Origin of the sequence: Shewanella aestuarii (assembly GCF_014647215.1) — a bacterium.
Taxonomy (GTDB): Bacteria; Pseudomonadota; Gammaproteobacteria; order Enterobacterales; family Shewanellaceae; genus Shewanella; species Shewanella aestuarii.
This window is the reverse complement of sequence record NZ_BMOT01000002.1, coordinates 37,996-49,161: the sequence shown is the minus strand read 5'-3', so window position 1 is coordinate 49,161 and position 11,166 is coordinate 37,996. Positions and strand designations below refer to the sequence as shown.

12 protein-coding genes are annotated in these 11,166 nt (G+C 41.3%); 10 read left to right on the top strand and 2 right to left on the bottom strand.

Going from position 1 to position 11,166, the window contains the following annotated elements; all coding sequences use genetic code 11:
* Window positions 1–88 precede the first annotated feature (88 nt).
* From tatA to IEY03_RS04000, 8 genes are all read left to right on the top strand, one after another.
* Window positions 89–328 carry a Sec-independent protein translocase subunit TatA gene (gene tatA / locus IEY03_RS04035; RefSeq protein ID WP_188840077.1) on the top strand — a complete coding sequence of 80 codons (240 nt, stop codon included), beginning with the start codon at window positions 89–91 and terminating at the stop codon, window positions 326–328.
* 6 nt (window positions 329–334) lie between these two features.
* Complete coding sequence (tatB, locus tag IEY03_RS04030; RefSeq protein WP_188840076.1) at window positions 335–754, top strand: Sec-independent protein translocase protein TatB; 420 nt, start codon at window positions 335–337, stop codon at window positions 752–754.
* 3 nt (window positions 755–757) lie between these two features.
* The gene (tatC, locus tag IEY03_RS04025; RefSeq protein WP_188840075.1) at window positions 758–1,516 is read left to right on the top strand and encodes a twin-arginine translocase subunit TatC; all 759 of its coding nucleotides are present in this window, start codon (window positions 758–760) and stop codon (window positions 1,514–1,516) included.
* 46 nt (window positions 1,517–1,562) lie between these two features.
* On the top strand, window positions 1,563–2,120 hold the full coding sequence (locus IEY03_RS04020; RefSeq protein WP_188840074.1) for a hypothetical protein: 558 nt from the start codon (window positions 1,563–1,565) through the stop codon (window positions 2,118–2,120).
* A gap of 7 nt (window positions 2,121–2,127) precedes the next feature.
* Entirely contained in the window at window positions 2,128–2,940 is an 813-nt protein-coding gene (locus IEY03_RS04015) for a TatD family hydrolase (RefSeq protein ID WP_188840073.1), read from the top strand.
* A complete protein-coding gene (locus tag IEY03_RS04010; protein WP_188840072.1) occupies window positions 2,940–4,862 on the top strand; it encodes a sensor domain-containing diguanylate cyclase in 1,923 nt (640 codons plus the stop codon). The genes IEY03_RS04015 and IEY03_RS04010 overlap by 1 nt, the downstream gene beginning before the upstream one ends.
* Window positions 4,863–4,876: 14 nt before the next feature.
* On the top strand, window positions 4,877–5,887 hold the full coding sequence (hemB, locus tag IEY03_RS04005) for a porphobilinogen synthase (RefSeq protein ID WP_188840071.1): 1,011 nt from the start codon (window positions 4,877–4,879) through the stop codon (window positions 5,885–5,887).
* Window positions 5,888–6,090: 203 nt separating this feature from the next.
* The gene (locus IEY03_RS04000; protein ID WP_188840070.1) at window positions 6,091–6,642 is read left to right on the top strand and encodes a thioredoxin family protein; all 552 of its coding nucleotides are present in this window, start codon (window positions 6,091–6,093) and stop codon (window positions 6,640–6,642) included.
* Between the two features lie 76 nt (window positions 6,643–6,718).
* Here the strand turns inward: IEY03_RS04000 and IEY03_RS03995 are convergent, their stop codons facing one another.
* Entirely contained in the window at window positions 6,719–7,651 is a 933-nt protein-coding gene (locus IEY03_RS03995) for a Ppx/GppA phosphatase family protein (RefSeq protein WP_188840069.1), read from the bottom strand.
* The gene (gene rhlB, locus IEY03_RS03990) at window positions 7,652–8,962 is read right to left on the bottom strand and encodes an ATP-dependent RNA helicase RhlB (RefSeq protein WP_188840068.1); all 1,311 of its coding nucleotides are present in this window, start codon (window positions 8,960–8,962) and stop codon (window positions 7,652–7,654) included. It lies immediately after the preceding gene.
* A 332-nt stretch (window positions 8,963–9,294) separates the two neighbouring features.
* Between rhlB and trxA the strand changes: the two genes are divergently transcribed.
* Both trxA and rho read left to right on the top strand, forming a co-directional pair.
* Window positions 9,295–9,621: a thioredoxin TrxA gene (gene trxA / locus IEY03_RS03985; protein ID WP_188840067.1), complete on the top strand. Its 327-nt coding sequence runs from the start codon at window positions 9,295–9,297 to the stop codon at window positions 9,619–9,621.
* Between the two features lie 212 nt (window positions 9,622–9,833).
* Window positions 9,834–11,099, top strand: a complete 1,266-nt coding sequence (gene rho / locus IEY03_RS03980) for a transcription termination factor Rho (protein WP_188840066.1) — start codon at window positions 9,834–9,836, stop codon at window positions 11,097–11,099.
* Window positions 11,100–11,166: the final 67 nt, after the last annotated feature.

The window sequence follows — 11,166 nt, the reverse complement described above, 5'->3', positions numbered from 1 at the left end:
AGTTCATAATACTTAAATAATTTGACCTTATAATGGTTTTTTAAGTTTTGTGAAACAAGACACCATTTATATCTAAAGAGGAAATCCCATGGGCGGCATCAGTATTTGGCAGCTTTTAATCGTAGCGCTTATCGTTGTTCTATTATTCGGCACTAAAAAACTCCGTTCATTAGGTGGTGATTTAGGCGGCGCGGTAAAAGGGTTTAAAAACGCCATGTCATCTGAAGATGAAAAAAAATCATTAGAAGATACCACTGCGCAAACAGCACAAACCTCACAGCAGGCGACTGAAAAGAAACCTGAGTCTAAGGACAAAGAACAGGCGTAATTTATTATGTTTGACGGTATCGGCTTTATGGAGCTGCTGCTGATAGGTATTTTAGGGCTGGTTGTTCTCGGCCCTGAACGTCTACCTGTTGCAGTACGTTCAATTACAGGATGGATCCGTGCCATAAAACGCATGGCAAATTCAGTGAAAGATGAACTTGAGCAAGAGCTTAAGATTGAACAATTGCATGCCGACTTGAAAAAAGCCGAAAGCAAAGGTTTATCAAATTTATCACCAGAATTACAGCAGTCAATTGACGAGCTAAAACAAGCAGCCCAGTCGGTTAATCGCCCTTATCAGGTTGAAGACAATAACCCGACACAAACATCTGCAACCACTGCACCTGCAGTAGACAAACCTGCCGATGAGGCCGCTAAATCTTTATCAGATACTAGCCACTCTAGTTCAACTAAATCCAACGGATAATTCATGTCGCAGCAGCAACCGCTTATTAGCCATTTGCTAGAATTACGTACCAAATTACTCAAAGCAATCGGCAGTGTTTTACTGGTCTTTATTGCCACAGTATATTGGGCTAACGATATCTATCATTACGTCGCGTTACCGCTAATGCAGTCTTTGCCTGAAACCGGTAGCATGATTGCAACCGATGTTGCTGCCCCATTCTTTGCGCCGTTTAAACTGACATTAGTGCTATCATTTTTTGTGGCAATACCATACGTACTCTTTCAAATTTGGTCCTTTGTGGCACCAGGCTTATACAAGCATGAAAAACGCTTAGTTTTGCCGCTATTAGCCAGCAGTACCTTTTTGTTTTACTTAGGTATCGCATTTGCTTATTACGTTGTGTTTCCCGTTGTATTTGGCTTTTTCACTAGTGTGGCTCCTGAAGGCGTCCAAGTAGCTACCGATATCAGCAGTTACTTAAGTTTTATTTTAAAGCTGTTTTTTGCCTTTGGTTTAGCTTTTGAAATTCCAGTTGCTGTGGTATTACTTTGCTGGGCAGGGGTAACTACACCTGCTGAATTAAAAGAAAAACGTCCATATATTATTGTAGGCGCATTTGTTATTGGCATGTTGCTTACTCCTCCTGATATCATCTCCCAAACTATGTTAGCCATTCCTATGCTACTGCTGTTTGAAGGCGGTTTATTAGCGGCTAAACTGTATACACCCAAAGATGATGACGAAGAAGATGTGCCAGACAACGAGCACGCCAATAGCTAATCCACAATATATCAAGTGGTTAGTTAATAATAACAAGGAATAAATCATGCGCTTAACTTGGATTGCAGTAGCCCTTATTGTGGCATCGACGACTGCACAAGCAAACACTGGATTAGAACAACAACTTTCAATTTGTGCGGTAAAAGGCGATAAGCTTGACCGCCTAGTTTGTTATGATGATTTAGCGGCAAAAGTACAGCAAGCTAATGAAAATGGCCATGCCGTTGCGGTAACATTACCTGCTGTTGTAGCTCAAACAACCGCGCCAACTCAAGCTGTTGCAGTAACACCTCAAGCAGTACAAACCAACACAGTCCCTGTGGCAAGTTCTGTTCAACAAGATCCTGTAGCTGATTTTGGTTTACAAAAAACAGTCGAAAAAGATCTCGGTAAGTTATATTTCAAAGTCACTGAAGTGAAAAAAGACCCATATGGTGCCTTTATTATTACTTTGGCCAATGGTCAGGTATGGAAACAAAGCGAAAGTGATCGCTATAAAGTCAATAAAGGCCAAACAATCTATATTGAAAAAGGGGCCTTGAGTTCGTACTTACTCGGTACCGATGACCGCAATTCGACCACTAGGGTAAAACGCTTAAAATAAGCTATTAATGATTAAGCACATTGATATAGCCGTTAATCTACTCAGTCCGAGTTTAATAGATAAGTGCGGTGACATTATCATTCAAGCGGCGAAACAACATGTTTCGCCTTTGATTGTTATCGGCAGTGAACTTGATGAAAGCCATCAAGCAATTATGCTATGCAATCAATACCCATCACAGCTCTTTTGTACGACAGGTGTGCATCCTCACTATGCTAGCCAATGGAGCAATGCCAGCGCTGATAGATTAAAGCAACTTGCCAAGCAATCCTCTGTGGTCGCTATTGGTGAATGTGGCCTAGACTATAATCGAGACTTTTCTCCGCGTGATAAGCAGCGACAAGCATTTCGTGCACAGCTGGAGATTGCCTGTGAGCTTAACATGCCAGTTTACATGCATTGTCGCGATGCCCACGATGATTTTATCGAGATAGTAAACCAATACCGCGCCGATTTACCTAATGCGGTATTACACTGTTTTACTGGAAACAAACAAGAATTAGATGCCTGTTTAGCTGCAGATTTATATATTGGTATTACAGGTTGGATTTGTGATGAACGTCGAGGCCAAGCTTTAGCAGAGCTGGTGAAATTCATTCCTGATAATCGCATTATGGCTGAAACAGATGCTCCTTATCTTCTACCAAGAAGCATGCGACCTAAACCCAAATCGAGTAAAAACCTTCCGCAATATTTGCCCTATATTATCGAATCAATGGCGAAACTTCGAAGTCAAGATTATACTGAACTGGCACAACACTGTTATCAAAATAGCCGCATATTTTTTAATTTACCCTCGACTATTTCAGGCAAGAAATAATGCGCTTAATCAGCCCTTTGATTTGTAAACCAGAATTGTTGTTTGGATTAATATTAGTCATATTAAATTTGGTGATTGTTTGTCCAGTGAATGCTGAAAACAACCAAAATCAACCTGCTGTGCGCTTAAGTAACAGTTCAATTACGCAAATTAAATTGTACGATTGGTTGTTTATTCAAACTCAAAATGACATAAAAGATTTGCACACCCTAGAGCAGCAACCTGCATCAACATGGCGTAAAATCACGCGACAAGACACTCAGTTAATCGGTGCCAAAGACATGTGGGTTCGTTTCAGTATTTATTCACCTGATGACTTTCAAACCCGAATTCTTGCATTAGACAACCCTTTATTAGACAGTATTGTCTTACATCATAAAGTAAACGGCTCGCTGGTTAGTAGTACGCAAATGGGTGATTCATTAGCGTTTAAAAATAGGCCGTTACGCAGTAATACTTTTTTGTTTCCCTTTGCACTCAAACCCGACGAAACCCATCAATTTTTTTTAAAAATTAGCACCAATGGCAGCCTAAATTTACCGCTTGTTTTATGGTCACCTAATGACTTGACGCAAGTTATAGAAACCCAAAACTTAAACCATGGATTACAAATTGGTTTTCTTGTTGCCATTGGCGTATTCAGTCTTTTTATTGCCTTAGCCTCAGGCTCATTCAGCTTCAGTTATTACAGTGGCTATGTGCTGAGTTTAGCTTTATTGATGGCAACCCTGTACGGCGTATCTTTCCGGTATTTATGGCCTGATTGGCCACAAATTCAAAATGTGATTATTCCCTTTATTATCCCGACGGTGATGGGCTTCAATTTAATGTTCACCGAAAAAGTATTATTACTGAAGTACCATAACCTACAAATGCTTAGATCATGTCGGATACTCGCAGCGATTGCTTTTGTCTTTGCTATTATTCTGCCCTTCATTTCATACAATATCGCAATCCAGATACTGATTTATTTCGTCACTTTAGTATGTGTTATTTTATCCGTCTTTGCGGCTATGCAAGCATGGGCAGGCCAGCGCAATGCAAGGCTATATGGTTTAGGTAGAGTCACACTACTCATCGGCTGCATTGTTTCTGGTGGAATTTATCTGGGTATCTTTGATATTGATGTCGCATTACAAGCGCCGATGATGTTAGGGGTCACACTAGAAGTGATCACCATGGCGGCAGTACTTGCCATTCGATACAACGATGAACGCAAAGCAAAGCTTCGAATACAACAACAAGCTTTAGAACAAGCTGAACGTCTGAGAGTCACCCGAGAAGCATCCCTTAAAGCGGAAGCTGAATCGAACGAGCGTTTAGAGCAAATGGTGCAAGAACGAACCTTAGAATTAGAAATTACCTTGCGTGAATTGAATGAGGTTAATCAAAAACTGACAGAGCAAAACACCATTGATAGCCTTACGGGAGTTAAAAACCGCAGCGTATTTGATAGACGACTGATTGCCGAAGGCCGTATTAGTCGACGCCAACAAACCCCGATGGCATTACTCATGCTGGATATTGATAAATTTAAAAGCATCAATGATCAATATGGCCATTTGGCTGGCGATCATACATTACAAATTATCGCCCATTCATTGTCTGAAAATTTAAAGCGCCCAACCGATCTGGTGTCACGTTTTGGTGGTGAAGAATTTGCTATCATCTTGCCTAACACTGATGAAGATGGTGCAATACAAGTTGCCGAAATAATACGTAAAGCCATTGAAGTATTAAGTATTAAATGGGATAGCCACGATATTCCTCTTACCGTCAGTATCGGAATTTCAGTGGCCGTTGTCGACAGTGATGATCACCCAACAATTTTGTTAGACCAAGCTGATAAAGCCTTATACCAAGCTAAGCGTGGTGGTAGAAATAAAGTCTGCCTTTACTCGGCTGAATCAGAAGCATCTTAACCCTGGAGTAGAATGTGAATATTATTACTAGTGCCTTTCCTCAGCGCAGAATGCGCCGCATGCGTAAACATGAATTTAGCCGTCGTTTGATGTCTGAAAACAGACTCACAGTGAATGATTTAATTTACCCAATGTTTATTTTAGAAGGTACGCAGCGCAGCGAAAAAGTGGCATCTATGCCAGGTGTAGAGCGTTATTCTATCGATTTACTGCTAAAAGAAGCCGCTGAATTAGTTGAGTTAGGTATTCCATTAATCGCTTTATTCCCTGTAACACCCGCGGACAAAAAATCATTAATGGCTGAAGAAGCTTATAATCCTGATGGTTTAGTTCAACGCGGCGTACGTGAATTGAAAAATGCTTTCCCACAGTTAGGCGTTATGACCGATATCGCATTAGATCCCTTCACAACCCATGGTCAAGACGGCATCATAGATGACACAGGTTATATCTTAAATGATATCACCACTGAAATCTTGGTGAAGCAAGCTTTATCACATGCTGAAGCCGGTGCAGATATTGTTGCCCCATCAGACATGATGGACGGACGTATTGGGGAAATACGTAAAGCATTAGAAGCTGCAGGTCATGTTAATACCCAAATTATGGCTTACTCAGCGAAGTATTCGTCTAACTATTATGGCCCTTTCCGTGATGCGGTTGGTTCAGCTGGCAACTTAAAGGGTGGCAATAAACACAGCTACCAAATGGACCCGGCAAACAGTGATGAAGCCTTACATGAGGTCGCGTTAGACATTCAAGAAGGCGCTGATATGGTGATGGTAAAACCTGGTATGCCTTATCTTGATATAGTACACCGCGTGAAAACAGAGCTGGCAGTACCGACATTCGCCTATCAAGTCAGTGGCGAATACGCGATGCATATGGCTGCGATTCAAAACGGTTGGTTAGCCGAAAAAGCTATTGTAATGGAATCATTACTTTGCTTTAAACGTGCCGGAGCTGACGGCGTGTTAACATACTTTGCCAAACGTGCTGCCCAGTGGCTCAAAGAAGAAAAGTAAGCCATTGATATACTGATATACCGAAAGGAAGCATAACGCTTCCTTTTTTTATGTAGAGATTGCTGCGTCAACTCGCAAAAAATGCATAAATAAAACGATATCCGTGATCGGGATAACATCAGCAATTGTTAATACTTAACAGCCAATACAACTCATGTTTGAATGACCTATGCACTCTTTCTCTTCTTCATCGAGGCTTTATCATGCACAATAGCGTTAAAACATTATTAGCCACTACGGCATTATTCTTTAGCAGCCAAATGGTCACACCTAACGCTCTCGCTAACAGCGGTTGTAGTTTTGATGAGGCATCACAAGGCTTTATGGCGACCTGCAATGAGGAGAAAAAAGAAGTGATAATTACAGGTATTGTAACAACCGAAATGCTTGCAAAAGATTTACCCGGCTACAGTGATGAGTATCAAAACTATGCCACCGATGCAGCTCAAATTGATAGATTAAAGACGATATCAGAACCCACAAATATCGTGGTTATTATTGGGACTTGGTGCCCTGATTGTCACCGTGAAACACCCCGTTTCATGCGCTTAATCGAAGCGGCTGCTAACCCAAATCTTATCGTTACTTACATTGGGGTTGATAGAAGTAAGCTAGATCCACAAGGTTTAGCCGCGCAATATGAATTTTCACGGATCCCAACCTTTATTGTCGAACAAAAAGGTAAAGAGATTGGTCGTATTATTGAGCGTCCAGAGGTGTCACTTGAAGCAGACTTAGTGAACATCCTACTGTAATAATGCATAAATATATAATGAGAGGCCGTAGTTTACGGCCTTTTTTTGTCGCAGAAAAAAGTGAACAATATGCGGCCTAGCGATTAGCTTGCGCATCCGCTAAATTTTGCAGCACCCCTTCACGCAATGCCCCCCCGGCCAGGTGTACCTGCTTAATTGACAACAGCTCAAACAAAGCCAGCAAAATTGCGACGCCAGAAGCGAATGTAGGCGCTTGCTCAGGCGTTAACCCTCGAATGTCAGATAAGCCCATATCAGCTTGCGCTAAAATTTCATCTCTAAATGCCTGCAACACACCAAGCGTAATGACTTCTGAAACTTGCCTATGCTGTAAAACCGACACCACTGATTGAATCACACCCGAGGCCCCCACCACCGAGTCCCAACCTAAGTTAGTTAACGCTGACATATGAGGGAGTAATGTTTCTTTAACGGCTTCTTTAGCTTGGGAAAAGTCGAGTATTTGAAAAGGTGTGGTATGGAAAAAACGCTGGTTAAATACCACGCCTCCCATAGATAAACTGGTTTTAAATAAAACCTTGCGCCCTTTGCCAACAATAAACTCTGTACTGGCACCGCCAATATCTATTACCAGCCGCTTTCCTTCACCCACGGTTGTTGCCACCATACCTTGATAGATTAATTCAGCTTCACGTAGGCCTGAAATAATTTCAATCGGGTGACCCAATATAGGGAACGCTTTTTGCTGAAAGGTGTCGGCATTGGCAATTAAGCGTAGCGTAGCGGTTGCAATAACCGCGACATCATCATGAAGAACTTGATGTTTTTTAAGCATTGCAGCAAACAAGCTTAAACAATCTAAACCACGCTGCATCACCTCATCCGACAAATGACCATCACCACCAATACCTTCCGCAAGGCGAACCTTGCGTTTGTATTTAGCAATAATTTGCGGCTTGCCTGCAACAGTTGTTGCTACCAGCATATTAAAGCTATTAGAGCCTAATGTAATTGCGGCATAAGGCGGTAAGGTCGATAACTTTGACATTTACGAAGGTCTACGAGTCCTATGACGTGGTGCTCGGCTATTGCTGTTACTACCACTACGATGTGCGCCTTTACTACCACCATCACGAGTGCGACTTGTCGGGTGCTTACGATGAATGCGCACTGGAGGCGGAATATCCTCTAATAACGCTTCACGATCATAATCAGACACAGGAATCGAGTGAGTAATGTAGGTTTCAATAGCCGGTAAATTAAGGGCATACTCTTCACAGGCAAAACTGATTGAAATCCCTTTTTGACCAGCACGTCCAGTACGACCAATACGGTGAACATAATCTTCACAGTCATCTGGTAAGTCGTAATTATAAACGTGTGACACATCAGAGATATGCAATCCACGAGCAGCGACATCTGTTGCCACTAATATGTCTAACTGGCCAGTTGTAAATTGCTCAAGAATGCGAATGCGTTTCTTTTGAGGAACATCACCCGTTAATAAACCAACGCGGTGGCCATCACCTTCTAAATACGACCACAACTTTTCACAGCTATGCTTTGTATTCGAGAACACAATGGCTTTATCTGGCCAATCCTCTTCAATCAAAGTCAGTAATAAGCGCATTTTATCTTCCATAGAAGGATAGAAGATTTCCTCTTTAATGTTTTTCGAGGTTTTTTCTAATGGCTCAATTTCAACTTTTTCAGGATCATTCATATGATCATATGCCAGTTCCTGCACTTTCATTGAAAGTGTCGCAGAAAACAGCATATTCAAACGCGCTTTAGCATCTGGCATACGACGGAATAAAAAGCGAATGTCTTTAATAAAGCCTAAATCGAACATGCGATCTGCTTCATCTAAAACCACTGCTTGAATGTGATTCAGGCTAATAACACCTTGACGAACATAATCAATAATACGTCCAGTGGTACCAATAAGAATATCAACGCCTTGATCTAATACTTCACGTTGGGTCTCATAGCTTTCGCCACCATAAACAATACCCACTTTTAAGCCGGTATGTTTCGCGAGTAAATTAGCATCTTTAGCAATTTGAATCGCTAACTCACGCGTTGGAGCCATAATAATGGCTCGAGGTTCAGTATTTTTACGGTTTTCAGGCGCTGCAATCGTTAATAAATGATTAAAGGTTGCCACTAAAAAAGCCATTGTTTTACCCGTACCAGTTTGAGCTTGGCCGGCAATGTCTTTAGCTTGTATTAAAATAGGTAATGATAAGGCCTGAATTGGGGTACAAAACTCAAAGCCGTTCTCGTTTAAGGCTGATAGGACTGCATCTTGCAGTGGAAAGTCAGCGAACTTTTGGGTAGATAAATGTGTTTGGCTCATGGCACCAGCATACTAGTTGGGGTTGCAAAAAAAGATACGATAGTTTGAAATAGCTGCATTGTTTATCCGTTCATATTATATATGCAAAGTTTCAGAGCACCTCACTGCCCAGACTTCTTTGTTGGTAAACAATAAGTTATCAAAAAAGGCTGGGCACTGAGAAGCTCAAAAAAAATCATTACTGCTGTTTAACAACAGATGATGCTCTGCGTATAATGGCAAATATTAAATTTGCGGATATTTACACGTTCACTTGAAAAGCTTTTCAACGAACCCAATATACATGGTAAGCCATTAATAAACTAGCAATGGAACCAAATCTGGAGAACAACATGAGCGATAAAATAGTATACCTAAGCGACGACAGCTTCGAAAACGACGTATTAAAGTCTGACACTCCTGTGTTAGTCGATTTTTGGGCTGAGTGGTGTGGTCCTTGTAAAATGATTGCACCAATCTTAGATGATGTTGCTGAAGAGTATGCTGGCAAAGTCACAGTTGCAAAACTTAACGTTGACCAAAATAACACTACACCGGCTAAATATGGTGTTCGTGGTATTCCTACATTGCTTATGTTCAAAGCCGGTGAGTTAGTTGCCACTAAAGTTGGCGCACTCTCAAAAACACAATTAAAAGAGTTCATTGACGCTCAAATCTAAACTTGCTTTGGGTTGAATGATAAAATGGCACAAGTTTTATACAATTTGTGCCATTTTTGTACCTAAAATTCTGGACGTCAGCGCCATATAGTGATAACTTTATCCACAGATTTTTTCAATAAACCTTTTCTCGCTTATCAATCATAACAATGTTCAATACCCTTACTGATTGATTGCGGTAAGCTTCGTCGCGTAACACAAGACTCCCATACATGAATTTAACAGAATTAAAAGACACGCCTATATCGGATCTGGTTTCACTTGCTGAAAGCATGAAACTCGAAAACATGGCTCGTACTCGTAAACAAGATATCATCTTCTCAATTTTAAAAGCACATGCCAAAAGCGGAGAAGACATCTTCGGTGGCGGTGTATTAGAAATCCTCCAAGACGGATTCGGATTTTTAAGAAGTTCAGATGGTTCATACCTTGCGGGTCCTGATGACATCTATGTTTCTCCAAGCCAAATTCGCCGTTTTAACATGCGTACTGGCGACACCATTTTTGGTAAAATTCGCCCACCTAAAGAGGGTGAAAGATACTTCGCGTTATTAAAAGTATCTGAAGTTAACTTCGACAAGCCAGAAAGCTCGCGCAACAAAATTCTGTTTGAAAACTTAACTCCACTTCATGCAGAAGAACGTTTACGCATGGAGCGTGGTAATGGCTCAACAGAAGACATCACTTCACGTATTCTTGACCTATGTTCTCCTATCGGTAAAGGTCAGCGTGGTTTGATTGTTGCGCCGCCAAAAGCGGGTAAAACGCTATTGCTACAGAACATCGCCCAAAGCATTACTTACAACAACCCAGATGTTGTACTTATGGTATTGCTAATTGACGAGCGTCCTGAAGAAGTGACTGAAATGCAACGCATGGTTAAAGGTGAAGTGATTGCTTCTACTTTCGATGAGCCTGCAAGCCGTCACGTTCAAGTCGCTGAAATGGTAATTGAAAAAGCCAAACGTTTAGTTGAACACAAAAAAGATGTGGTGATTTTATTAGACTCCATCACTCGTCTAGCCCGTGCTTACAACACTGTTATCCCATCATCAGGTAAAGTACTGACGGGTGGTGTTGATGCTAACGCCCTTCACCGTCCAAAGCGTTTCTTCGGTGCAGCACGTAACATTGAGCACGGTGGCAGCTTAACCATCATAGCAACGGCACTAGTTGATACTGGCTCTAAGATGGATGAAGTGATTTACGAAGAATTTAAAGGTACAGGTAACCAAGAGTTACACCTTTCTCGTAAAGCGGCGGAAAAACGTGTATTCCCAGCGATTGATTTCAATCGTTCAGGCACACGTCGTGAAGAAAAACTGACTACGCCGGATGAACTACAAAAAATGTGGATCCTGCGTAAAATTCTTCACCCAATGGATGAAGTGTCAGGCATGGAATTCTTAATTGATAAATTGGCAATGACCAAAACCAATGAAGATTTCTTCACCGCGATGAAACGAGCTAAATCGTAAGATTTTTTGCTGTAGTTAAACTCATTAAATAAAGGCTGCAAAATTGCAGTCTTTTTTTTGTGTTTTG

Coding starts and splice junctions, on each gene's coding strand:
- tatA (WP_188840077.1), top strand. CDS start 89: ATGGGCGGCATCAGTATTTGGCAGCTTTTAATCGTAGCGCTTATCGTT.
- rho (WP_188840066.1), top strand. CDS start 9,834: ATGAATTTAACAGAATTAAAAGACACGCCTATATCGGATCTGGTTTCA.
- tatB (WP_188840076.1), top strand. CDS start 335: ATGTTTGACGGTATCGGCTTTATGGAGCTGCTGCTGATAGGTATTTTA.
- IEY03_RS04010 (WP_188840072.1), top strand. CDS start 2,940: ATGCGCTTAATCAGCCCTTTGATTTGTAAACCAGAATTGTTGTTTGGA.
- IEY03_RS04000 (WP_188840070.1), top strand. CDS start 6,091: ATGCACAATAGCGTTAAAACATTATTAGCCACTACGGCATTATTCTTT.
- IEY03_RS04020 (WP_188840074.1), top strand. CDS start 1,563: ATGCGCTTAACTTGGATTGCAGTAGCCCTTATTGTGGCATCGACGACT.
- IEY03_RS04015 (WP_188840073.1), top strand. CDS start 2,128: ATGATTAAGCACATTGATATAGCCGTTAATCTACTCAGTCCGAGTTTA.
- tatC (WP_188840075.1), top strand. CDS start 758: ATGTCGCAGCAGCAACCGCTTATTAGCCATTTGCTAGAATTACGTACC.
- trxA (WP_188840067.1), top strand. CDS start 9,295: ATGAGCGATAAAATAGTATACCTAAGCGACGACAGCTTCGAAAACGAC.
- rhlB (WP_188840068.1), bottom strand. CDS start 8,962: ATGAGCCAAACACATTTATCTACCCAAAAGTTCGCTGACTTTCCACTG.
- IEY03_RS03995 (WP_188840069.1), bottom strand. CDS start 7,651: ATGTCAAAGTTATCGACCTTACCGCCTTATGCCGCAATTACATTAGGC.